The sequence below is a fragment of the Sphingomonas phyllosphaerae genome, from assembly GCA_036946405.1.
In the GTDB taxonomy this organism is placed as follows: Bacteria; Pseudomonadota; Alphaproteobacteria; order Sphingomonadales; family Sphingomonadaceae; genus Sphingomonas; species Sphingomonas phyllosphaerae_D.
Map to the genome: position 1 here is coordinate 3,030,449 of JAQIJC010000001.1, position 21,528 is coordinate 3,051,976.

A 21,528-nucleotide genomic window follows, 5' to 3' on the forward strand; every position below is an offset into this window, starting at 1 on the left:
TTCGGGGCGGGAAGACCCAGTTGCGGTCATCCACCGCCGGTTTTCACGTTCCCGATTTCTACCATTCGTTCATGTCGGCCTTCCGACACGGTCATCGCGTGGCGCGGTGGCCGGAAGGCCGCAGCTGCTATTGGTGAGGCACTCCGCGGGCTGGTTTGATGGTGCCAGCCGACCTCAAGCCGGCTGGAGCACTTCGTCAAATCTGCGCCAGGCCACCATCGGTAAACAGCTCGCTGCCCGTCATGAAGCTGCTGTCTGATGATGCCAGGAAGGCAGCAGCCGCCGCGACTTCTGACGGCTCGCCAACATGTCCGATCGGCGTCGTCGCCCCCATCTCGATCATGGCATCACGGCCAACGACCTCGGCGGCAAGCTCGGTCAAAGTCGGGCCCGGAGACAGGACATTGACCCGGATACCCGTGCCCCGCAGATCCTGCGCCCAGCTCCGCGCCAGGTTGCGGACTGCCGCCTTTGAGGCGCTGTAGACGCTGAATGCCGGGGTCCCCATGACGCCTGTGGTCGAGCCGGTGAGGATAACCGAACCGCCGGCCTCCATCAGCTTTAGGCCTTTTTGAACCGTGAAGATCGTGCCCTTCACATTGACGTCGAACGTCGCGTCGACATGGTCGGTCGTGATTTCAGACAAGGGCAACAATGCCCCCGTGCCGGCATTGGCGAACAGGATGTCAAGCTTGCCGTGCTCCTGCTTCACCGTATCGTACAGACGGTCGAGACCCGCGTCGCTCGAGTTCCCGCTCGAAGGCCAGCGCGGCACGATCGCGCCCGCAGGTGAGCAGCGCCTGCCGCTCCCCCTCTTCGGCATAGGTCACCGCGACGTCCTGCGCTGCCGCGTCGCCATCCAGCGATCGGTCATCGGGCGCCTCGACGTGGCCGACGTAGCGCAGGCTGACGTCGTACTGGCCCGACCAGAAGAACGGCACATCGTCGTAGCCGCCCTCGACAAGCCCGAGCAGGTGGCGCGCCAGCCACTGACCCATATGCTGCGCCACCACCCAATGCTCGACCCGGATCGAATGACCCAGCCGCGGGTCAGGCGCGCTCGCGACGTCGCCGATCGCGTAGATCGCCTCGTCCGAGGTGCGCAGGTCAGAGTCGACGGCTATGCCGCCACCAGCCCACTCGTCCGCCATTTTCAATCCCGCCGCCCCGGCCAATTCGGTGCGCGGCCGGACTCCGGTGCCGGCCACGAGCAGATCGCCCTTGACGCGACTGCCGTCGTCCAGCGTCGCCTCCTGCCCGTCCCAGCGCGCGACCGCGCGACCGGTGCGGAAGGTGACCCCCTTGCTCTCGTGCAATCGGCGGATCATCGCACCGACTTCCGCGCCGGCGGTCTTCTCGAGCGGCACGTCGGCGTCGGACACGACCGTCACTGCCAGTCCGCGCGAGATAAGCGACGCGGCCACCTCCAGCCCGATGTAGCTCGATCCGATGACGATCGCCCGGTCGGTGCCTTCCGCTGCGGCGATCAGCGCGTCGGCGTCGGCGAGCGTGCGGACGACATGCACGTCGGCACGCTCGTTCCCCGTGAAGGGAGGGACCTGCGGCGCTGCCCCGGTAGCGAGAACGAGTCGATCGTAGGCGACGGTCTCACCGCCCTCGAGCTCGACACGCCGCGCTTCCCGATCGATCCGTATGACGCGTGCGCCGAGCTGGACGGTTGCTCCAGCTGGCGCCGGCAGAGGCAATGCGTCGCGCTCGACCTTGCCCGCCAGGTATTGTTTGGAACAGGCCGTGCGGTCGTAGGATGCGTCCCGCTCGTCACTGAGCAGAGTGACCGCGCCGCCTGCGCCATGTCGCACCAGCATCTCGGCGCAGGCATGCCCGGCGGCACCGCCGCCCACGATCACCACCCGACCGAGCCGCTTGACCGCCCCCGCTCGCGCGATCTCTGGTACAGGCAGCTTAGCGCCGACCCGAACGACACCGGCCGCTTCGATCACCTCATAGCGATCGAGCCGACCGAAGGCGGGCGCGCTCACCGCCTCGCCTGTAGCAGCATCGAAGCGTGCATGATGCCATGGGCAGCGCAACGTGCCATCGGCGACGATGCCCTCCACCAGCGGTGCGCCAGCGTGCGGACAGGTGCTGGCCAGCGCGCAGAGCCGACCCCGGCTACGCAGCAGGACGACATCCTCGCCTCCGACCTTGCCCGCGACGATCGCATCATCACCGATGTCGGACGCGGCCACGCCCGCCGCAAGATCGCGCTCTGCCATGGCCGCGTCGCTCCGCTGAGATCAGTCCACGCGCTGCAGAGCGGTCGCGGCGAGATGCTCGCCGATGAACCACACCTGCGGCTCGTTCGAGCGGATGATGTCACTCACCAGCAGGTCGTTGGTGCCGTCGTCACCCGACTCATCAGCCGCCTTGGCACCCTCGTGCGCCTGCTCCAGCACGACGCGATGCGCCTCGAGCAGCCGCGCGAGCATCGTCGGCACGTCTTCGCGACCTTTGGGAGGGCGCTGGATTCGCGTCATCTCGGCGACGTCGTGCGGCGTGGCGATGCTGATCCCCCCGAGTGCCTGGATCCGCTCCGCCACTATGTCGACCAGTTCGGCCTGCTTCTCATAGTGTGTGTCGAGCAGCAGGTGCAGCTGGTAGAAGGTAGCGCCCGACATCTGCCAGTGATGCTTCTTGTAGAGGTCGCGCAGCATCATCGTGTCGGCGAGCACCTGGTTGAGGATCGACACGCTCTGCTTGCGCGCGTTGTCCGACAGGCCGAGCGGGAGCTCTTTGAGCGTGCCGAACGGCTGGATCTCGCGATAATCGATCTTGTACTGGGGCTGAGCTTCGTCCGTGGTGGCCATCGGGTGACTCCGATCATTGATCTAGGTGAGAGAGCGTAGCGATCGTGAGGGTTAACGGTTCCGCCCCGTCAGCCGGCGATCGTGGAGACCGAGCCGGAGTCGACGCGGATGCCGGCGCCGTTGATGAAACTCGCATGCTCGGAGACGAGGAAGGCGACGGCCGCGGCCACCTCTTCCGGCTTGCCGCGCCGCTTCAGCACCATGCCGGGCCGTTCCTCTTCCAGGAAGCTGGCGATCGCCTCGTCGAACGAGGTTCCCTTCTCCTCCGCGCGCTTGCGCATCATCGCGTCGGTCATGGGCGTCGCGATGAACGCGGGAGAGACGGTGTTGACCAGCACGTTGTCGCAGCCATAGGCCTTGGACAGGCCCTTCGCGAGGCTGAGGATGCCGGCCTTGGACGCGCAATAGGCGAGTTCGTCGACATAGGGCTGCACCGCATCCTCGGACGCGAACAGCACGATCCGGCCCCAGCCCTTCTCGCGCATCGCTGGGATCGCCTCGCGGCACATCCGCACCGCCCCCATCAGGTTGATGTCGAGCGTCTCGAGCCAGCCGGCATCGTCGACGTCGAGGAAGTCGCCGGTCGCGCCCGTGACGCCGGCGGCGTTGACGTAGATGTCGGGTTCGCCCAGCTCGTCGCGGACCTGCCGCCAGATCGCATCGACCTCGTCGACTTTGGTGACGTCGCCGGTCACCGCGACGATCTCGCCCAGCCGCGACAGTTCGCCGACCGCCTCGTCCAGCGTGCCGTCGGGCTTGTCGGTGATGGCGACGCGCACGCCCGCCTCGAGCAGCAGCCGCGCGGTCTCCTTGCCCATGCCCGAATCCGCCCCGCTGATCAGCGCAATACGGCCCTTGATCCCCAGATCCATGTCTCTCTCCTTCAGCCTCGCGTCGCGAGGAAACGGTCGGCGGTGCGCAGCGACAGCGCCATGATCGTCAGCGCCGGATTGGCGGCAAGCGCGCTCGGGAACACCGAATTGTCGCAGATGAACAGGTTCTCAACATCGAAGCTGCGTCCGTCGGCATCGACCACGGCGCGGTCGCCGTCATCGCCCATCCGGCACGTGCCGATGGTATGCGCCGAACGGTCGACCGCGAAGATGTCGCGCGCGCCCGCCGCCTCCCAGATCGCGGTCATCGTTTTTCGCGCATGGACATCGATCGCGCGCTCGTTCGGCCCGTAGCTGAAGTCGATCCGCGCCTTGCGCAATCCATAGGCGTCGGTCTCGTCCGCCAGAGTCAGCCGGTTGTCGTCGGACGGCAGGCAGTCGCCGTTGATGCCGATCCCACCCAACCGATTGTAATCGTCGAGCAGGTCGACCAGCGCCTGCCCCCAGAGTCCGGCGCCGCGCGCGACATTGGCGGCGAGCGTCACCGGCATCACGCCCAGGCTCTGGATCAGATAGCCGCCGACATGGTCGGCGTCGTCAGCCCGCATCATGTCCTCGGTGATCAGCGACGAGGGATAGCCGCGGTTCATCCGCATGTCGGCGTCGAACCGGCCCCACACCTGCGTCGCGACATGCGCCATGAAGTTCCGACCCACCTGACCGCTCGAATTGGCGAGATCGAGGTTCAGCAGCAGCCGCGGCGTCTCGACCCCGCCGGCGCACAGGAACAGCGCGCGGCAGGCCAGGCGTCGACGCTCGCCGCGGCGGACATAGACGACGCCGCTCACCCGGCCGCTGCCGTCGCGTTCGATGTCGACGACGCGGCACTCCGCGCGCACCTCGGCGCCATGTGCGACCGCCAGCGGCAGCCAGCTCGTGTCGGTCGTCGCCTTGGCGGCGGTGCGGCAGCCCTGGTGGCAGGTCCCGCAGTTGATGCACGCTTGGCGCTCGCCCCAGTGCGGCTGCGCCCGGTCGCGTGAGACCAAAGCGGCGGGGGCGTCGGTGGCCGCGATGCCCAGCGCCGCGCAGCCGCGGGCCATCGCGTCGGCGGGCGCATTGCGCGCGACTGGCGGCAATTCGTAGCGCCGCCCCGCGTCCGACGGGTAACGCGCCGGGCCGGACACGCCGATGAAGCGCTCGACCGCGTCGACATAGCCGATCAATTCGTCATGCGCGATCGGCCAGTCCTCGCCCTGCCCGCTCTCGCTGCGCAGCCGCAGGTCGCGCGCGTAGGGCCGCGGACAGAAGGCGCCCCAGTGCAACGTCGAACCGCCGACGCCCATGCCCGAATTGTTGGCGCCGAAGGCGGTGGCGTCGGCGCCGCCGCTCAGCCGCTCCTCCATCCAATAGATATCGGCGGCGAGTTCGTCGGCGACATGATCGTCGGGCCGGAAGGCGCGCCCTGCCTCCAGCACCACGACCGAGACGCCCGCCTCAGCCAGCCGCGCGGCGAGCGGCGCGCCGCCGGCGCCGCTGCCGACGATGACGACGTCGGCCATGTCCGCCGCGCCGCTCATGCTCGCGCCTCCAGCCGCTGCCAGTCCTCGATCGTGTCGGCCGCGGTCAGCCGATACCCTTGCTTGTGCGGTCCGTCGCCGCCGACAGCAAAACCGTCATAGCCGATCCGGGCCATGGTGGCCGGCAGCGCCATCCACTGCCGCGCGATCTCCGCGCGCGCCTCGGCGAACCATAGTCGCATCTGGCGCGGATCGAGGTCACCGCCCTTCGTGTCGCCGGTCCCGTCGGCAATCGACCGCAGACATCGCTCGCGATCCGCCGGCGCGGCGTCGGCGAAGCCGCCGGCGAGACGGTCGAGCGTGTCGAGACCCGACGTCCAGCCCTCGGCATCGGCGGGCAGTTCGGCGCTACGCCAGCCGTCGCCGATCCCGCTCGTCAGCATCGCATCGATCCGCGCGGCGAGGTCGACCGGATCGGCGGCGCCTGGCAGCACCGTCTCGACCAGTCCGGCGAGCACCGCCCGCTGTCGCGGCGACAGTACCTTGCCCGGCGGCGGTGCGGCGTGCCGCTCGGTCAGCACCGCGCGCGTTCGGCGGCTGACCCGATCGGACGCGAGCAGTGCAACGAAGGGCGCGGGCAAAGCTCGGGCAAAGGCCGGCGTGACATGGTCCCGGATCAGGGCCGCGACCGCAGCGGGCTGTTCATAGGGCAAGAGATGCGCGGCACCGGCCACCACCTCGACGCGCGCGTCGCGATAGTGCGGCAGGTTGAGCCGCCGCTGCGCGTCCTTGCCCAGATCGCCGTCCTCGCCGCCGGCGACGATCAGCGCCGGCACCGAAAGCATCCCCGCCGACGCCTGCCAATCCTCGCGGCTGTCGCGCTCCAGCCAGCCGGTCCAAGCGCGGCGGCCGGAACGCTCCACGTCGGCGATCGCCTGCGCGCGCAGCGGTTCAGGCAGGCGCCGGGCAGTATTGGCGTCGACGAACATCGCCGCCTCGTCCGCACCGATCCGGCCATCGGCGAACCAGCCGATCATCTCGGCGCGACGCTCCTCCGCCATCGGCTCGGGCGCGGGCGGCGAGGCGGCGAGCAGCACCACCGCGGCGAGACCTGCGAAATCCAGATCGCCGTCGCGCGCGCGGGCGGCGGCGAGCGTCGCGATCTTGCCGCCCATGCTGTGGCCGATCACTGCCCAGCTCTGCGGTTGCCCGGCCGATACCTGTGCCGCGAACCAGTCGACCAGTCCCGCGACGTCGAGATCGGCATCCGCGCTGTCGCCGAAGCCGGGAAGGTCGAGCGCGACGCAGTCCCCGAGATCGCCCAGTCCGGTAATTACCTCATCCCACTCGCGCGCACTCGCGCCAAGCGCGTGTAAGAAATAGACCTGGGCCACGCGCTTACCTGTTGATGTTGATCAGTGATCCCCAACAAGTGTCGGCATGCGGATCCGTTCCGGCATATCGAGTTCGTCGTCGCGATTTCGCTGATATCGTGAACCCGGATACTGACGACACGCGGCGTGCACCGCGGATCTCTCAGCGTTGTGACGGCAGCACCAGCGGTGCTGCCGCAGAGGTTTTAGGCTACACCGGCGCCGCCCGTGACGCCGTAGACCTCGCCGTTGATGAAGCTGGCCTCTTGACTGGCGAGCAGCACGTATACCGCCGACAGCTCGACCGGCTGGCCGGGACGACCGTACTGGCTCTCCGAACCGAATTTCTCCACCGCCTCGGGAGGTTGGCCACCGGACGCCTGCAGCGCGGTCCAGAACGGACCCGGTGCGACCACGTTGGCGCGGATGCCCTTTTCCAGCAGCTGCTTGGCCAGCGCCTTGGTGTAGGCGACGATGCCAGCCTTGGTCGTGGCATAGTCGAGCAGGATCGCCGACGGCTCGTACGCCTGGATCGAGGCGGTGGTGATGACGCTCGCGCCCGCTGGCAGGTGCGGCACCGCCGCCTGCGTGATCCAGTGCATGGCGTAGAGGTTGGTCTTCATCGTCTTGTCGAAGTCGTCCGACGTTACCTTCGAGATGTCCTCGCGGTTCTGCTGTCGACCGGCGTTGATGACGAGGATGTCGAGCCCGCCCAGCGCCGCTCTGGCCTGGCTGACCAGTTCGCGGCACCATGACTCGTCGGTGATGTCGCCGGGCAGCGCGACTGCCGTTCGCCCCTCGGCTTCGATAAGTTTGACGACCTCGTCGGCGTCCGACTGTTCGGTTGCGAGGTAGGAGATCGCCACGTCAGCGCCCTCGCGCGCGTAGGCGATCGCGGCAGCGCGACCCACGCCGCTGTCACCGCCGGTGATCAGCGCCTTGCGCCCCTTGAGCTTGCCAGCGCCGACATAGCTCGTTTCGCCGTGATCGGGCTTGGGGTTCATCTCGGCGGCGAGACCGGGGACGGGCTGCGGCTGGTGCGGGAACGGCGGCCGCGGATATTGCGTGCGCGGATCCTGCATGGTCAGACGGTCGGTCATCCGACGGAGCTGATGCGAGGCTCGACCAAGCTACCGACGCTCGCCACCGATGCCGACGCGGGCGCCTTCATGCGGGCGCGGGTCGAGAGGGGATCGGACTATATCAAGGTGGTTCAGGATGATGGAGCGAGGCGGGGCGAACCAGCCGACATGCCCTCCTTCACCCCGACGCGCTTCGCCGAGGTCATTGCCGCCGCCAAGGCGACCGGCAAACTCGTCGTCGTCCACGTCCAGAAACTGGCCGTCGCGCGGATCGCGGTTGCAAACGGCGTCAACGCGCTTGAGCATGCCGTCTGCGATGAGCCTGTCGATGACGCGCTCATCGCGGCGATGAAGGCGCACGGAACCATCCAGACGGCAACGCTCGCGACCTATGCGGGCCTTGCAGGCACCGATGATGCCCGCCAACTGGCGGCAGACCCGGCGGTCGCGCCCTTCCTTTCACCCCTGCAGAAGGGGATGCTGACACTCGACTGGCAGCACCCGCGACCCGTCGATTATGCGCAGGACCTGCGCGAAGGTCGAACGGTCGTCATCCCCGACATCCGCCTCGATCCGCGCACGTCGGGCGATACTGCGCCGTTGAATCCCGTCGCGGTGCGCAGCCTCGTCAACCGGCCCGTCCGGGAGAAGGGGCGAACCGTGACCATCCTCTACGTCAACGATGGTGCGCCGCGCGATTGGACACCGGAAGAGGTCCAGTTCATCGCCGATGCCGGCAACCGGACCTGGACCGCGCTCGAACGGCGACGGGCCGAGAAGGAGGCGAAGGAGACGGCCGCATTCCTGAGCAGCGTGCTGGCTGCATCGACCGACTGCATCAAGGTGGTCGAGTTGGACGGTAGGCTGTCCTTCATGACCGATGGCGGGATGAAGGTCATGGAGATCAGCGACTTCAATGCCGTGCGTGGTTGTCTATGGCCCAACTTCCTCAAGGAGGACGGCCCGGCCTATGGCTCAGGCGCTTACCAGCGGAGTGTGTGTGGCCTCGTCGCGCGACCAAACGGGGAAAATGGTTTTGTTATAACCTTTGTCCAATGCTGGAAAAATATTTCAAAGGTGCCGAATATCGGGCCAGCCTGACCTTTGGCTGTATTGAGTCGGAAAAGCATTCATCTGTTACCCGACTGTGATGAATATTGGGCCGCACGGGCGGATAGGGCAGGAAGACTGAATTGAAGAGCAAGGTTATTCACGCGACGACGCCGGCCACGATCATGGGCATACGGGGCCGCCCGCTTGCGTGCAGGTTCGCGGCGCGCGCCAGAATAACCTCAAAAATATTGACGCCGATGTACCGCGCGACGCCTTCGTGGTGTTCAACGGCATATCGGGCTCGGGCAAGTCGTCGCTCGCGTTCGGCACCCGCCCGCGAACGAATGGTGCCGTCACGTCGCGACACATCAACGGCGCCTTATCGTTAAATTCAGAGATATGATAAGTACAGAAGACAAGGTCATCCACTATTGCGGATGACCTGCCATATTTATCTATTCATTTCCCGATACGGCCGGGCCACCCATTCCGGATAGAAACACGAACCTTACCCTGCAGTCAAACAGCAGCTTAGGGTGCCGACCGCTCGGCTATTTCGCGGCCAGCAGGGTGAACTTGTGAATTTGCGGCGGTTCAGAAAAAAGTTCTTCTGCCTTGTCCATCAGTGCGGCGGCAACCTTGCCGTCAAGGTGGGCCTGCCGATCCTCCTCTGTGTCGAACGTATCGAAGATCGCGTACGCACCGGGACCTTCCTCGATTGCATACCAGGTCAGAGTGCCCGCCTCAGCTTGAACGAGGGGCAATGCCGAGGTCAGAAAATTGGCGACATCACGCTCTTTTCCGGGCTTGGCCTTCAGTGGTACATACAGGGCAAGTTTGGGCATAAATGACTCCTCAAGTGAAACCGACAGTCATTATTCGGCAGAGCAACGGAAGAGCGGGCCGCTACGTTCCCCATGAGGCGGAGCACACGCGGCCCCGCCTCCTCGTCGAAATCAGAACTGCTGTGCGGTCGGCCGGATGACGATCGCGTTGACGTCGACGTCATCAGGTTGTTCGACAGCGAACGCGATAGCACGCGCCACCGATGCCGCCGGGATGGCCTGCTTGTAGAAGTCCAGCACCGTCTCAGCAGCCGTACCCGACGTCGTGAACTTCAGGTCGCTCTCGACGGCTCCGGGCTCGATCGACGTGACGCGGACCTTCTCGCCCACCTCCTGGCGAAGACCTTCGCTGATCGCGCTGACGGCGAACTTGGTGCCGGAATAGACCGTGCCGCCCGGGGCAAAGACCTTGATGCCGGCGACCGAACTCAGGTTGATGATGTGGCCGCTGCCCTGCTCCAGGAAGCCGGGAAGAGCCGCGGCGATGCCGTAGAGCGTGCCCTTCAAATTGACGTCGATCATCTGGTCCCACTCGTCGGTGTTGACCTCGGCCATCGGACGGATCGGCATCAGACCGGCGTTGTTGATCAGTACGTCGAGACGGCCGAAGTCGGCGACGATCGCGGCGACGACGGACTGGACCGCCGACTTGTCGGTGACGTCGAGCGCATAGGCGCGTGCCGTTCCGCCGTTCTCGGCGATCTGCGCGACGACCTCGTCGAGCTTGTCCTTGCGCCGTGCGGCGATGGCGACCTTCGCACCGCGTTCGGCGAGAAGACGCGCGGTCTCGGCGCCGATGCCGGTGCTCCCGCCGGTGATGAGAACAACCTTGCCTTCGATACCTTTGGTCATGACTGTGTTTCCTTCACTTCAGATGTTGATTTTTCGCTGGGTCGCGGCCCCGCGCCAGCGGTAGCCGCGTGGATGAACGAGGCCGATAAGGCCCGCGCGAAGCGCAGGTGCCAACAGGCCGATCATCCGCAGCTCCTCTATGTAGAACGGTTGTGCCAGCAGCGCCGACCCCACCCATTCATTAAGCTTGCCCATGGCAGCACCCTTAGGTCGCGGAGACGGGGTTGAGGACAAACGCGGCGCGCTCGGCCAGATCGCCGATCTGAGAGAGGTAGTTTTGGAAGTGGGGCGTCGCGCGGTGGGCGGTAACCGCATCCGCGTCCGCGTACAGCTCGTCGAGGACGAAGCGGTTCGGATCGCTCTGGTCCTGCCAGAGATCGTAGCGCAAATTGCCCGGTTCGGCACGGCTTGGCTTTAGCATGGCGTCGAGCAGAGCGCGCAGGCGGTCGACGGTATCCGCACGGGCGGTTAGGACGGCGACGATCTTCACGTTGGCGGTCATGGCACCATATCCTGTCCTGGTTATATCCGAAGCGGGGCGCATCCTGAGCGCCCCGCCCGTCATCCTGGTACTCACGCAGCGGCGCGATCGAGGGCTTCGATCAAAGCGTCGGCCATGGCTTGGTCCGACGCCGGATTCTGACCCGTGATCAGCTCCCGGTCCACGACGACATTCGAAGCGAAGTTCTTGTCGGTGACAGAGACGTCGCCACCGGCCGACCGCAGCGCCTTTTCCATGTCGAAGTAGAGTTCGCCCTTCAGCACTTGCTCCTCAGCGATCTTCTCCTCGCTCGCCGAGAAGACGGTCATGCGGTAGCCTGAGTAGATCCAGTCTCGCGCCAGGTCGGCCGCCCCGGCGTCATCGCCTTCCTCCAGCGCCTTGCGGAAGGCCGGAGCATCGTCGAGCGCGGAGACAACGACCACCGGTCCGTGGCAGAGGAGCGCGGTCGGCTTGGCCGCCGCGTGGAAGTGACGGAGGATCGTGCCCGCATCGCGGTCCTGCATCAGATCGACGATGGGCGCGTGACCTCCCGGCACGAACACGCCAACGAAGCCGTCCAGACCCTCGTCGACGACCGATTTCAGCGTGCGGACGTCGTTCATGGCCGGGTGGCTGGCGAAGAAGTCCTTGGCGCGCTGGTATGCCGCCTCATCACCGCCAAAGTGGTCCTTCGTGTCGGAACCGGCATCGATGTGCGGCTTGGTCCCGTTGGGCGTAGCGAGAACAATATCATAGCCGGCGTCGAGCAGTGCCAGCGCGGGGACTGCCGTTTCGTTGAGATACTGACCGACCGTTGCGGTACTGCCACTACGCAGACCGAGCTGTGTCGCGTTCGATCCAAGAACGAGAACCTGACCCTTGCTCATCTGAACCTCCATGTTCGCGGCGCCCGTCGCCGATGGATGGGAAATGGGCCTCGTTGATATATTCTAGAAGTTTATCTTTTTGATGTCAGATATACGTCTGACAGGATGACTGCATGCGCTACGATCTGAACCTGCTGCCGATCTTCGTCGCGTTGATGGAGGAGCGCAGCGTCACGCGGGCTGCCGAGCGCATGGGCATGACGCAGCCCGCCCTGTCTAACGCCCTATCGCGTCTACGACTGATGCTTCAGGACCAGCTGTTCGTCCGCGAGCGCTACGGCATCCAGCCGACCCCGATCGCGCTTGAACTCTCACCGCTGATCGCCGAGGCACTCGCCCAGCTCGACGACGCGGTCATCGGTCAGCAGGCCTTCGACCCCGCACAGGCCGAACGGCTCTTCACGATTGCGCCAAACGGCTATGTCGAGTTCGTCCTCGTCCCCGCTATCGTGGCGCGCCTGGAGAAGGTCGCCCCCGGCATAAAGCTTCGTCTGACGCCCTACGGGAACGATCTTGTGGAAACAGGGGTCGTGTCGGGCACGACGGCGCTCGTGCTGGGCCGCATCGTCGATCCGCCCGACAACCTCGTCGTCCAGCACCTGATGGACGAAGGGCTCGCCTGCGCCGTCCGTGCCGACCATCCGGGCGTCGGCGATGTCATGACGCGCGAGCAGTTCGAGACGATGAAGCATGTCAACATCGTGCCGCCCGGACGGATGCGCGCCGGGCTGTTCCAGGCGCTGGCGCAGCAGCAGCTGAAGCGCGACGTCGCAATCTCCGTGACAAACTTCTTCGCGGTAGCCGAGATGGTGGCGGTGACCGACTATTGCGCCACCTTGCCCTCGCTCATCTGCAGGCGGCTGATGCACGACCCCCGGCTGAAGATCCTGCCGGCTCCGGTCGACCTTGGCAGCTTTCCCGTGGAAATGGCTTGGCACGTCCGCTATCGGCATGATCCCGCACACCGCTGGTTACGGGCGCTGATCGGCGCGGTCATCACCGACCTCACGGGGAAGACGGCAGCGGCAATCACGCCGTCGCCAGCCTGAGGACGATGTCGAACCGCGATGTCGCTTGTGCGTATCCCGTACGCGACAAAGTTCGCTATACAGCCCCTGACAATAGGATTTATCATGCGCGCAATCGGCTACCAGCAGCCCGGAACGATCGATCGCACGGAAGCTCTCGTCGATATCGAACTTCCCGATCCCAACGCTACCGGCCGTGATCTCCTCGTCGAGGTCAAGGCTGTCTCGGTTAACCCTGTTGACACGAAGGTGCGCGCTGGCTCGGGTTCGATCCACGGTGATTGGCGTGTCCTGGGTTGGGATGCCGCCGGTGTCGTTCGCGCTGTTGGCCCTGAAGTGCGCGGCTTCGAACCGGGCGACGAGGTGTTCTACGCGGGCAGCATTGGCCGCGATGGGACCAACGCCGAGTTGCACCTGGTCGACGAGCGCATTGTCGGGAAGAAGCCGGCCAGCCTCGATTGGGCAGAGGCAGCGGCGTTGCCGCTGACGGCGATCACCGCGTGGGAGGCCCTCTTCGAGCGATTGTCCGTGCGTACTCCTGTAGCCGGTGCAGCACATGCGCTGTTGATTGTCGGGGGTGCCGGCGGGGTAGGCTCGATGGCGATCCAGCTTGCTCGCCAGGTACCCGAGCTAATCGTCATTGCGACGGCCTCGCGCCCTGAAACGCAGGCCTGGGTGGGTGAGCTCGGTGCGCACCATGTCATCGATCATCGCCAGCCGCTGGCTCGGCAAGTGGCGGATTTGGGCATCGGCGCACCGGCTTTCATCTTCTCGGCCACGCACACCGACGAGCATATCGAGCAAATCGCCGAGCTGATCGCCCCGCAGGGACGTTTTGCGCTCATCGACGACCCCAAGACGCTCGATGTCGTACCGTTCAAACGCAAGTCGGTGTCGACCCACTGGGAGTTCATGTTCACCCGGTCCATGTTCGAGACTGCTGATATGGAAACGCAGGGTCAGATTCTGTCGGCCATCGCCAGCCTCGTGGACGCCGGTGAGGTGCGCACCACCCTCACCGAACGGTTCTCCCCCATCAACGCCGCGAACCTCAAGCGCGCGCACCAGGCGCTTGAGAGCACTACCGCACGCGGCAAGATCGTCATCGAGGGTTGGCACTGATGCGGTTCACGCTCACTCAACGTCCGTCGCGCCCGCGGCCCCGCTGCACCAACTGAAAGGGACCAAGCCTCGGCGTTAATGATGCCAGCCACGTGCGGTTGTGGGCGTCGCTTTCGCTGGGTCACTGATATCTATAATCGTAAAAGACCGTGATGGTTCGAGATAGCAGACGCGGTCCTCGGGTGAAAACTCGGGACGTCTGCTAGCTCGGCCTCTCACCAATCGGTGCCAAGAGCGGGGAGTGCTTCGGCTAAGAAGTCAATCCACGCCCGCGTCTTGGCGGCGGGGCGCCGCGTCGGGTGTGTGATGGCATATGCCGCCCCCAGCCTCATAGGCGGCTCGTCCAGCTCAAGCTCGCTCAACTGACCGGCGCGAAGCGCCTCTGCCGCAATAAAGCGTGGCCCATAGACCAGCCCTTGGCCCGCGATGGCAGCGCGAACCAAGGCCTCGCCATTGTCGGAACACATCGATCCTGAGATCGGCACCTTGATCGTCCCGTCTTTGCCGAACGCCCACGATGTCGTTCCTGCAAGCGACGCGTTGGTGTGGCCCAGACAATCGTGATCGCCGAGATCGGCCAGGCGGGTTGGCCTTCCCCGCCTCGCCAAATAAGAGGGGGCGGCACACAGCACGACGCGCATCGCCACGAGTTTGCGGGCAACAAGCGCACTGTTGACGAGGCGCCCGATCCGTACGGCGACATCCCAACGCTCTTCCAGCAGGTCGACGTAACGATCGTTGAAGCCCAGTTCGATCGTCACCTCGGGATGACGTGCGGAGAAAGCAGGGATGAGTGAGGCAAGGTGCAGAACGCCGAAGGTGGCGGGCGCACTGACGCGCAGCAGTCCCTGGGCAGTGATCGAGCGCGACGATGCCTCCGCCTCGGCTTCTCCGATCTCCATCAGGATACGTTCGGCCTTTTCGAAATAGTCGGTGCCTGCCTCGGTCAGCGACAGCCGACGCGTCGAGCGCTGGACCAGCGTGGTGCCGAGCCGCGCTTCGAGGGCGTCTAGGTGCTTGGCCGCCATCGCCGGCGACATGTGCAGATCGCGTGCGGCAGCAGAGATGCCACCGAGCCTGATCGCCTTTACGAACACGTCCATACCCGTCAACCGATCCGCCATGATTTCCTACCCGTGGTTGAAGCTGACTCTTCTACGTGGCAGATTATCATTGCGCGATAGTGGGCACATATCCCGGTCAACAGATCGAACAATGATCCAGGCGGCTTCCGTGGCGCCTGCACCGGAGTGTATGACCATGAGCGTCCAGCCTACCTACTTCATCCCGCATGGCGGCGGCCCCTGCTTCTTCATGGACGATCCGCGCGGCGTGTGGAGCGGTATGGAAGCGTTCCTGCGCAGCCTGCCGAACTCGCTTGCCGAGAAGCCCAAGGGTATCCTCGTCGTCTCGGGACATTGGGAGACGGACGGCTTTGCCTTGACCGGCGCCGAACGGCCCGAGCTGATCTACGACTATTACAACTTCCCGCCCCATACCTATCAGCTGCGCTACGACGTACCAGGCTCGCCCGCGCTCGCCGCCCGTGCCGCGGCCCTGCTCAAGGATGCGGGCATCCCCTCGTCTGTCGACGCGAAACGGGGCTTGGATCACGGCGTGTTCGTGCCCCTCAAGGTGGCCTTTCCGGATGCCGACATTCCGCTGATCGAGATGTCCGTCGAGCGGGGGCTGAACCCGGCCCTCCATGTCGCTGCCGGGCGCGCCCTCGCGCCGCTGCGTGAGGAAGGTGTGCTGATCCTGGGTTCGGGCATGAGCTTCCACAACATGCGCGCCTATGGCGACCCGCGCTCGACGCCCGGCTCGCAGGCGTTCGACCAGTGGCTGGCCGAGAGCATGGAACTGGATGGTGCGCAGCGAGCCGAGCGTCTGGCGCATTGGGCGGATGCGCCATCGGCGCGGTTCGCCCATCCGCCCGCCAAGGAGGAGCATCTGCTGCCCCTGATGGTCGCGGCCGGCGCGGCCGAAGGCGAAGGCGCCCGGGTCTATGCCGAGGAAGTGCTGTCGACCGCCATCTCGGGTTTCCGTTTCAACTGATCTCACCGCGTCACTGAAGGAGAATTATCATGACCATCGCCGTCACCGGCGCGACCGGCCAGCTTGGCCGCCTCGTCATCGAAAGCCTGAAGCGCAAGTCGACCGGCGAGCCGATCGTGGCGCTGGTGCGCTCGCCCGAAAAGGCCAGCGACCTGGGTGTCGAGGCACGCGCGTTCGATTACACGCAGCCTGTGACGCTCGCTCCGGCACTGGCCGGGATCGACACGTTGCTCTTGATCTCGTCGAGCGAGGTCGGGCAGCGCGAGGCACAGCACCGCAACGTCATCGAGGCCGCCAAGACGGCGGGCATCAAGCGTATCGTCTACACCAGCCTGCTGCACGCCGACCGATCGCCGATCAGCCTAGGGGAGGAGCACCGTGCGACCGAAGCGCTGCTGGCGTCCTCCGGTATCCCGACGACCCTCCTGCGCAATGGCTGGTACACCGAGAACTACACCGGCTCGATTCCCGCAGCCCTGGAGAATGGCGCGCTCGTCGGCAGCGCTGGCGAGGGACGCCTGTCGCTCGCGACCCGCGCCGATTATGCCCAAGCCGCAGCCATCGTGCTGACCAGCGACGGCCATGAGGGCAAGACCTATGAGCTGGCCGGCGACGACGCGGTGACGCTCGCCGACCTTGCCGCCGAGATATCGCGCCAGACCGGCCGCGACATCCCGTACCGCGATCTGCCGCAGGCCGATTACGCTGCGATCCTGAAGCAGGTCGGCCTGCCCGAGGGCTTCGCCGAGGGACTTGCGGCATGGGACGTCGATGCCTCGAAGGGCGCGCTGTTCGATGACGGCCACCAACTCTCGAAGCTGATCGGACGTCCGACGACACCGCTGGCCGACGCCGTGCGGGCGCAACTCGCCGCGCAGGGCTGACGTTACGGACAACCCCGACCGATAAAGATCATCCCTGGAGATAGCGCATGAACATCGACCTTTCCGGCAAGACGGCGCTCGTGACCGGTTCGACGGCCGGCATTGGCTTTGCGATTGCGAAGGGGTTGACGGCGGCCGGGGCGATCGTCGTCCTGAACGGGCGCGACGAGAGCCGCACCCAGGAGGCTGTTGCCAAGCTGAAGCGTGAGTTCGGGGATGCCGATGTGCGCGGTGTGGCCGGAGACGTCGGAACGGAAGCCGGATGCGATGCCATCGTATCTGCGCTTCCGGCGGTCGACATCCTGGTCAACAATGCCGGCATCTTCGGCCCGCAGGACTTCTTCGAGACGCCGGACGCGGAGTGGGAACGCTTCTTCCGGGTCAATGTGCTGTCGGGCGTGCGCCTGTCCCGAGCCTATCTGCCCGGGATGCGGGACAAGGGCTGGGGTCGCGTGCTGTTCCTGTCCTCGGAATCCGGCCTAAACATCCCGGCGGACATGATCCACTACGGCGTGACCAAGACCGCCGACCTTGCCCTATCGCGTGGCCTAGCCAAGCGCATGGCAGGTACGGGTATAACAGTGAATGCCATCCTTCCCGGTCCGACATTGTCGGAGGGCGTGGCCGAAATACTGGCGGACGAGGTGACCTCGGGCAAATCGTTGGAAGAGGCTGGCGCCGATTTCGTCAAGGCGCACCGACCGTCCTCGATTATTCGGCGTGCTGCCACGGTCGAGGAAGTCGCCAACCTGTGCGTCTACATCGCCTCTCCACAGGCGTCCGCGACCACCGGTGCGGCGCTACGCGTTGACGGCGGTGTGGTGGATACGATCGCCTGACTTTCAGTTTGTCCTACCCCGATTGGGAAGGGCGGTCAGCACTACCAATGCGCGAGTTGCACGACAGACGGCAAGGCGGGTGCCGTTTCCCGAACTGCTTGTCGAGCGTGGCGAAACGGAAAGCCAGACCGCCAGAAAATCGACCGGGGCTGTTGAAAAATGCGCCGCTGGTGGCCGGTCCGGTTGAGGGCGAGATGACACCCCAAGGTTTCGGGATCCCGTCTCGCATGGGATCCCAATCGGTACGGGGGCCGCGGTAGCCAGCGTCAGCTATGCGCCTTGCTTTACCCAAAAGCGGCCGGTCCGCTAACCACCACAAAACCCCGAAATTTCTAGGTCGCTGGTGATAATCCGCATTACTGAATGACTGACAGGCGACGAAGGCCTATGAAGAAAGACACCCTGACGACGTCGGGGTGTGGATGGTGAGCAGGTATAAGAATAGGTCGAGCCCACTGGTATAAAGGCTTTGGGGGCACACGATCTAAGCATCTGAATTTTCTCGCTTCCGATGCCATGGTGATTTCTCCCGTAGGGCTCACCATCTTCATCGGATTAGTTCTTCTTTTCAGAGGGTTGCGATTGATGCTTGGCTAACTCGGTTGCACAATTAGCCAAATCCGGGTTTGACAGCCTGCCAATTGCAGCGGAAGCGAGCCGGCGCTGATCGACACCGGCGGTGTAGGTTGTGACCTCTGCATCGGCCTTCCAGCCGCCGACAGACTTGATCGACTGTTGGCTCTCGCCGCTCTCCGCAAGCCGCCGCGCCATCGCTTTGCGCAGGCCGTGCGCGGTGCACTGGGGCAACGCTGCCTCGTCGCACCACTCGCGCATCTTGTTGCCAAAGCCGGCCTTGCTGAATGGCTTGCCGTAATCTGTGACTAGGATGGTTTTCAGGCCCACCCGCTGCATGGCCGCGATGGCTTCAAGCAACTGAGGAGCGACGGGCAACCACAGGTCCGTTCCCGTCTTCCCTGTCGATAATTGATTTGGCCGTTCTTCACCTGCTCCGGTCCAAGCAACCGAGCGTCGCCGCGCCGCTGCCCGGTCCACAGCATGATCTCCAATGCGAGGCGCGCACGCGTACCTAGCGCATGATGCGCCTGATACTTGGCGATGCGCGGGATGGCTGACGGCGAACAGTCGCGCGATGCTCGGGCGGCTCAATTGTTCGTTTGAACAGCCCGCGCCTGCCGAGATAGCGGTCACCGCCGAACTCCATGATTCGGTGAGCACGCCAGACAGCGCAGGGTTTCGCGCGATTCTCCGGTCGAACGATACGATTCTTGCCAAGATTACGATGGCCGTGCGCCGGCTCGATGACTGAGCGACGTCGCCTCGATGAGCCGCATGACACGCGGGCGTCCACGATCGTCGCAGACGGCGTGCAGCTTGGAGCTCAGGCCGCCCCTGATGCGCCCGATACATCGGGAAAGAGCCCCTTTTTGAGCAGGCTGGCTGCCGTCCAGTGCGCCTTCAGATGCGTGGCGTCGATCATCAGCTGATCCGGTGGTCCGCCCTCGGCCGCCAGTCCGGCAAATATCCGGTGGAACACCTCCATCCGGCTCCAGCGGATAAACCGGTTGTAGATCGTCTTGGGCGGACCATAAGCCGCTGGCGCATCGCGCCAACGCAGGCCGTTGCGGACCACGAAGATGATGCCACTGACGATCCGCCGGTCATCCACGCGCGGCACGCCATGCGACAACGGAAAACACGCCTCAATCCGCTGCATCTGCTTGTCCGTCAGCCAGAACAGATCAGTCATCGGCGGCACATCCACCGCCCATGAGTCAACCCACCACCGATCATGCAAGCTATTTGATAAGTCCTGAGCCTAGCTTTAGTCGCGCCCTCGACCGTGTTTCAACACGGCTAACGCACCCGTTCGATCAATCGATTCGCAACCGATCGCCTAATCTCACCTCCCTCAAATATCTTCCGCCAGGTGTTATAGCTTATGCCGAATCTCTCTCTTGTAGCGCCTCGTCTGTCTGAGAAGGGCATTTCTCGACAAGCTGCACAACGATGTCACTAGGCAACTTACACATACCCATTACAGGCTCCCAAAAAGTTTCAATATCCGCATGTAACGATGTCAAACCTTTAAAATAGCCCATCTATATTAAACACGAGCCGAGCCTCCACGCACTAAATTTCGACCAAAGCATCTTTGCGTCTCAATCTTTAAACGCTTTTCTTTCGGCTGTTCTGAGCCAGGCACTTCACGACGCAGGCTTTACGATCGGGGAGGTATTTGGATAGTTGATACCCAGTTGCTCGAGGTAGCTCGGGTAGCGCGCCGGGTCGTAGTAGAATTTTTCAAGCTGCGGGCGCATGTCGCGCATCACTTTCTCGTTGAGCCAGATCGCGGGCTTGTCCTGCGCGGTGATCAGCGGCGCGTAGGTGTCGGTCTTGAGTTGCACATCCTGAAAGTAACTTTTCGCCTGCGCCAGCAGCTTGGGCGAGGTCATCAGGTCGAGCACCGTCATCGCCACCGCTTTCGCCCCGGCGACAGCGCCTTTATGCGCAATCGGGGTCGCCATCGCCATCGCCGAGGTGAGATGGTGGCCAATCATGTTCGGCACATTCGACGGAAAGCGGATCGTGATCGTCGGCACCGCCCACATGATGTCGCCGATATCGTCCGAACCGCCGCCGATCGACTGCGGGCGGTTCTCGGGGGTCGACAGGTCGCTGACCTTCGCCTTGAGTGGCTCGACCTTGCGCTGGTTGGCCTGTTGCACCGCCTTGGCGAACAGCTGATCGTCGGCCGACCAGCGCGGCATTCCGACGGCGGCAATATTGGCATAAGCGGCTTCGGCCATCGGCTTGTTGCCGAAATTTGGCGCGGCATAACCCAGCACGCGGTGGGTCACCGTAGTGCCGGTCGATTTCGCGGCGGCCTCCGAAATCTCGTTGCCGGTCTCGAACATCGACTTGATCGCGCCGAAGCTGCGGTCGCGGAAGTAATACCAGACCGACGCGGTGGCGGGCACGATGTTCGGCTGCCCGCCGCCATCCGTGATGACGTAATGCGAGCGCTGCGTGACCGGCAGATGCTCGCGGCGGTAGTTCCACGAGGTGTTCATCAGCTCGACCGCATCCAGCGCCGAGCGCCCTTCCCACGGCATCCCCGCCGAATGCGCGGTCTTGCCCTTGAACTGGTACTCGACCGAAACCATCCCGTTCATGCCGAAGTCGCCGTAAGCGGTGCCGAACTCGCTGCTGACATGCGTGAAGATGCAGGCGTCGACGCCCTTGAACAGCCCATCGCGGACATAATAGGCCTTGGTCGCGAGCAACTCCTCCGCGACGCCGGGCCAGATCATCAGCCGGCCCGGGATGTGGTGCTTCTCCATCACCGACTTGGTCGCGATCGCAGCGGCGATCACCAGCGGCAGCCCGGCATTGTGCCCCTCGCCGTGGCCCGGCCCACCCTCGACCATCGCCTTGGCCTCGGCCATGCCGGGATATTGCGATACGCCCAGCAGCCCGTCGATGTCGCTGCCGAGCGCGATCAGCGGGCCGCCCTCGCCCCAGGTCGCGGTGAAGGCGGTCGGGATGCCCGCGACGCCGCGCGTCACGGTGAAGCCCGCTTTCTCCAGCACATCCTCCAGATACGCCGAGGTGCGCACCTCCTGGAAACCGGGTTCGGCGAAACTGAACACCTGGTCGACCATCACCTGGATGTCCTTGGCTTGCGCATCGACCTTGTCCTCGGCCTCGCGCTTCAGCGCCTTGCCAGCCTGCGCCAGCGCAGCCTGCGGCGCGATCAGTGTCCCGAGCAACAGCGCGGTCACGGCGGTGCGGAACCTCGTCATATTGTATCTCCCGTTGGTTGCGGCG

Annotated in this window: 23 protein-coding genes and 1 pseudogene; 7 read left to right on the forward strand and 17 right to left on the reverse strand. The window is 64.7% G+C overall.

Features of this window, described 5'->3' with window-relative positions; all coding sequences use genetic code 11:
- Positions 1–196 precede the first annotated feature (196 nt).
- The 7 genes from PGN12_14260 to PGN12_14290 all read right to left on the reverse strand — a co-directional run bounded on the left by PGN12_14260 (position 197) and on the right by PGN12_14290 (position 7,651).
- Positions 197–712, reverse strand: coding sequence for an SDR family NAD(P)-dependent oxidoreductase (locus tag PGN12_14260; protein MEH3105049.1), 516 nt, complete (start codon positions 710–712; stop codon positions 197–199).
- Positions 687–2,210 carry an FAD-dependent oxidoreductase gene (locus PGN12_14265; GenBank protein ID MEH3105050.1) on the reverse strand — a complete coding sequence of 508 codons (1,524 nt, stop codon included), beginning with the start codon at positions 2,208–2,210 and terminating at the stop codon, positions 687–689. Before PGN12_14265 ends, PGN12_14260 begins: the two co-directional genes overlap by 26 nt.
- A gap of 48 nt (positions 2,211–2,258) precedes the next feature.
- Positions 2,259–2,828 (reverse strand): DNA starvation/stationary phase protection protein, encoded by a 570-nt coding sequence (locus PGN12_14270; GenBank protein MEH3105051.1) that lies wholly within the window; start codon positions 2,826–2,828, stop codon positions 2,259–2,261.
- 68 nt (positions 2,829–2,896) lie between these two features.
- A complete protein-coding gene (locus PGN12_14275; GenBank protein ID MEH3105052.1) occupies positions 2,897–3,700 on the reverse strand; it encodes an SDR family NAD(P)-dependent oxidoreductase in 804 nt (267 codons plus the stop codon).
- A gap of 11 nt (positions 3,701–3,711) precedes the next feature.
- Positions 3,712–5,238 carry a GMC family oxidoreductase gene (locus tag PGN12_14280; GenBank protein MEH3105053.1) on the reverse strand — a complete coding sequence of 509 codons (1,527 nt, stop codon included), beginning with the start codon at positions 5,236–5,238 and terminating at the stop codon, positions 3,712–3,714.
- Positions 5,235–6,572, reverse strand: coding sequence for an alpha/beta fold hydrolase (locus PGN12_14285; GenBank protein ID MEH3105054.1), 1,338 nt, complete (start codon positions 6,570–6,572; stop codon positions 5,235–5,237). Before PGN12_14285 ends, PGN12_14280 begins: the two co-directional genes overlap by 4 nt.
- A 185-nt stretch (positions 6,573–6,757) precedes the next feature.
- Positions 6,758–7,651 carry an SDR family oxidoreductase gene (locus PGN12_14290; GenBank protein ID MEH3105055.1) on the reverse strand — a complete coding sequence of 298 codons (894 nt, stop codon included), beginning with the start codon at positions 7,649–7,651 and terminating at the stop codon, positions 6,758–6,760.
- 12 nt (positions 7,652–7,663) lie between these two features.
- Here PGN12_14290 and PGN12_14295 point away from each other — a divergent pair, with 12 nt between their 5' ends.
- A complete protein-coding gene (locus PGN12_14295) occupies positions 7,664–8,734 on the forward strand; it encodes a GAF domain-containing protein (GenBank protein MEH3105056.1) in 1,071 nt (356 codons plus the stop codon).
- Positions 8,735–8,843: 109 nt separating this feature from the next.
- Here the strand turns inward: PGN12_14295 and PGN12_14300 are convergent, their stop codons facing one another.
- The 6 genes from PGN12_14300 to PGN12_14325 all read right to left on the reverse strand — a co-directional run bounded on the left by PGN12_14300 (position 8,844) and on the right by PGN12_14325 (position 11,751).
- Positions 8,844–9,053 (reverse strand): hypothetical protein, encoded by a 210-nt coding sequence (locus PGN12_14300; protein MEH3105057.1) that lies wholly within the window; start codon positions 9,051–9,053, stop codon positions 8,844–8,846.
- A gap of 184 nt (positions 9,054–9,237) precedes the next feature.
- Positions 9,238–9,531 carry an antibiotic biosynthesis monooxygenase gene (locus tag PGN12_14305; GenBank protein MEH3105058.1) on the reverse strand — a complete coding sequence of 98 codons (294 nt, stop codon included), beginning with the start codon at positions 9,529–9,531 and terminating at the stop codon, positions 9,238–9,240.
- Positions 9,532–9,642: 111 nt separating this feature from the next.
- Positions 9,643–10,383 carry an SDR family oxidoreductase gene (locus PGN12_14310; protein MEH3105059.1) on the reverse strand — a complete coding sequence of 247 codons (741 nt, stop codon included), beginning with the start codon at positions 10,381–10,383 and terminating at the stop codon, positions 9,643–9,645.
- An 18-nt stretch (positions 10,384–10,401) separates the two neighbouring features.
- Positions 10,402–10,578 (reverse strand): hypothetical protein, encoded by a 177-nt coding sequence (locus tag PGN12_14315; protein MEH3105060.1) that lies wholly within the window; start codon positions 10,576–10,578, stop codon positions 10,402–10,404.
- Positions 10,579–10,588: 10 nt separating this feature from the next.
- The gene (locus tag PGN12_14320) at positions 10,589–10,885 is read right to left on the reverse strand and encodes a putative quinol monooxygenase (protein ID MEH3105061.1); all 297 of its coding nucleotides are present in this window, start codon (positions 10,883–10,885) and stop codon (positions 10,589–10,591) included.
- Between the two features lie 71 nt (positions 10,886–10,956).
- The gene (locus PGN12_14325; GenBank protein MEH3105062.1) at positions 10,957–11,751 is read right to left on the reverse strand and encodes a type 1 glutamine amidotransferase domain-containing protein; all 795 of its coding nucleotides are present in this window, start codon (positions 11,749–11,751) and stop codon (positions 10,957–10,959) included.
- Between the two features lie 113 nt (positions 11,752–11,864).
- On the opposite strand from PGN12_14325, the gene PGN12_14330 reads away from it, so the two are divergent.
- Positions 11,865–12,800, forward strand: a complete 936-nt coding sequence (locus tag PGN12_14330; GenBank protein MEH3105063.1) for a LysR substrate-binding domain-containing protein — start codon at positions 11,865–11,867, stop codon at positions 12,798–12,800.
- Between the two features lie 84 nt (positions 12,801–12,884).
- Positions 12,885–13,901: a zinc-binding alcohol dehydrogenase family protein gene (locus tag PGN12_14335; protein MEH3105064.1), complete on the forward strand. Its 1,017-nt coding sequence runs from the start codon at positions 12,885–12,887 to the stop codon at positions 13,899–13,901.
- A gap of 215 nt (positions 13,902–14,116) precedes the next feature.
- Here PGN12_14335 and PGN12_14340 read toward each other — a convergent pair whose 3' ends face one another.
- A complete protein-coding gene (locus PGN12_14340) occupies positions 14,117–15,025 on the reverse strand; it encodes a LysR family transcriptional regulator (protein ID MEH3105065.1) in 909 nt (302 codons plus the stop codon).
- A 91-nt stretch (positions 15,026–15,116) separates the two neighbouring features.
- On the opposite strand from PGN12_14340, the gene PGN12_14345 reads away from it, so the two are divergent.
- The 3 genes from PGN12_14345 to PGN12_14355 are packed head-to-tail and all read left to right on the forward strand — an operon-like array spanning position 15,117 to position 17,679.
- Complete coding sequence (locus tag PGN12_14345; protein ID MEH3105066.1) at positions 15,117–15,956, forward strand: class III extradiol ring-cleavage dioxygenase; 840 nt, start codon at positions 15,117–15,119, stop codon at positions 15,954–15,956.
- 29 nt (positions 15,957–15,985) lie between these two features.
- A complete protein-coding gene (locus PGN12_14350; protein MEH3105067.1) occupies positions 15,986–16,840 on the forward strand; it encodes an SDR family oxidoreductase in 855 nt (284 codons plus the stop codon).
- A 47-nt stretch (positions 16,841–16,887) separates the two neighbouring features.
- Positions 16,888–17,679, forward strand: coding sequence for an SDR family NAD(P)-dependent oxidoreductase (locus PGN12_14355; GenBank protein ID MEH3105068.1), 792 nt, complete (start codon positions 16,888–16,890; stop codon positions 17,677–17,679).
- A gap of 555 nt (positions 17,680–18,234) precedes the next feature.
- Here the strand turns inward: PGN12_14355 and PGN12_14360 are convergent.
- Positions 18,235–18,732: a tyrosine-type recombinase/integrase gene (locus PGN12_14360; GenBank protein ID MEH3105069.1), complete on the reverse strand. Its 498-nt coding sequence runs from the start codon at positions 18,730–18,732 to the stop codon at positions 18,235–18,237.
- A gap of 97 nt (positions 18,733–18,829) precedes the next feature.
- Here PGN12_14360 and PGN12_14365 point away from each other — a divergent pair, with 97 nt between their 5' ends.
- Complete coding sequence (locus PGN12_14365) at positions 18,830–19,006, forward strand: hypothetical protein (protein MEH3105070.1); 177 nt, start codon at positions 18,830–18,832, stop codon at positions 19,004–19,006.
- 31 nt (positions 19,007–19,037) lie between these two features.
- On the opposite strand, the pseudogene PGN12_14370 reads toward PGN12_14365, so the two are convergent.
- Together PGN12_14370 and PGN12_14375 are read right to left on the reverse strand one after the other, a co-directional pair.
- Positions 19,038–19,447: pseudogene (locus tag PGN12_14370) on the reverse strand (IS5 family transposase).
- Positions 19,448–19,904: 457 nt separating this feature from the next.
- Positions 19,905–21,503 (reverse strand): amidohydrolase, encoded by a 1,599-nt coding sequence (locus PGN12_14375; GenBank protein ID MEH3105071.1) that lies wholly within the window; start codon positions 21,501–21,503, stop codon positions 19,905–19,907.
- Between the last annotated feature and the right edge of the window lie 25 nt (positions 21,504–21,528).

Bases quoted from the DNA above. Each gene is read 5' to 3' on its own strand.
- PGN12_14270 (MEH3105051.1), bottom strand. From the start codon at position 2,828: ATGGCCACCACGGACGAAGCTCAGCCCCAGTACAAGATCGATTATCGC.
- PGN12_14275 (MEH3105052.1), bottom strand. From the start codon at position 3,700: ATGGATCTGGGGATCAAGGGCCGTATTGCGCTGATCAGCGGGGCGGAT.
- PGN12_14280 (MEH3105053.1), bottom strand. From the start codon at position 5,238: ATGAGCGGCGCGGCGGACATGGCCGACGTCGTCATCGTCGGCAGCGGC.
- PGN12_14290 (MEH3105055.1), bottom strand. From the start codon at position 7,651: ATGACCGACCGTCTGACCATGCAGGATCCGCGCACGCAATATCCGCGG.
- PGN12_14295 (MEH3105056.1), top strand. From the start codon at position 7,664: ATGCGAGGCTCGACCAAGCTACCGACGCTCGCCACCGATGCCGACGCG.
- PGN12_14305 (MEH3105058.1), bottom strand. From the start codon at position 9,531: ATGCCCAAACTTGCCCTGTATGTACCACTGAAGGCCAAGCCCGGAAAA.
- PGN12_14310 (MEH3105059.1), bottom strand. From the start codon at position 10,383: ATGACCAAAGGTATCGAAGGCAAGGTTGTTCTCATCACCGGCGGGAGC.
- PGN12_14315 (MEH3105060.1), bottom strand. From the start codon at position 10,578: ATGGGCAAGCTTAATGAATGGGTGGGGTCGGCGCTGCTGGCACAACCG.
- PGN12_14320 (MEH3105061.1), bottom strand. From the start codon at position 10,885: ATGACCGCCAACGTGAAGATCGTCGCCGTCCTAACCGCCCGTGCGGAT.
- PGN12_14325 (MEH3105062.1), bottom strand. From the start codon at position 11,751: ATGAGCAAGGGTCAGGTTCTCGTTCTTGGATCGAACGCGACACAGCTC.
- PGN12_14330 (MEH3105063.1), top strand. From the start codon at position 11,865: ATGCGCTACGATCTGAACCTGCTGCCGATCTTCGTCGCGTTGATGGAG.
- PGN12_14335 (MEH3105064.1), top strand. From the start codon at position 12,885: ATGCGCGCAATCGGCTACCAGCAGCCCGGAACGATCGATCGCACGGAA.
- PGN12_14340 (MEH3105065.1), bottom strand. From the start codon at position 15,025: ATGGCGGATCGGTTGACGGGTATGGACGTGTTCGTAAAGGCGATCAGG.
- PGN12_14345 (MEH3105066.1), top strand. From the start codon at position 15,117: ATGATCCAGGCGGCTTCCGTGGCGCCTGCACCGGAGTGTATGACCATG.
- PGN12_14350 (MEH3105067.1), top strand. From the start codon at position 15,986: ATGACCATCGCCGTCACCGGCGCGACCGGCCAGCTTGGCCGCCTCGTC.
- PGN12_14355 (MEH3105068.1), top strand. From the start codon at position 16,888: ATGAACATCGACCTTTCCGGCAAGACGGCGCTCGTGACCGGTTCGACG.
- PGN12_14365 (MEH3105070.1), top strand. From the start codon at position 18,830: ATGCTCGGGCGGCTCAATTGTTCGTTTGAACAGCCCGCGCCTGCCGAG.
- PGN12_14375 (MEH3105071.1), bottom strand. From the start codon at position 21,503: ATGACGAGGTTCCGCACCGCCGTGACCGCGCTGTTGCTCGGGACACTG.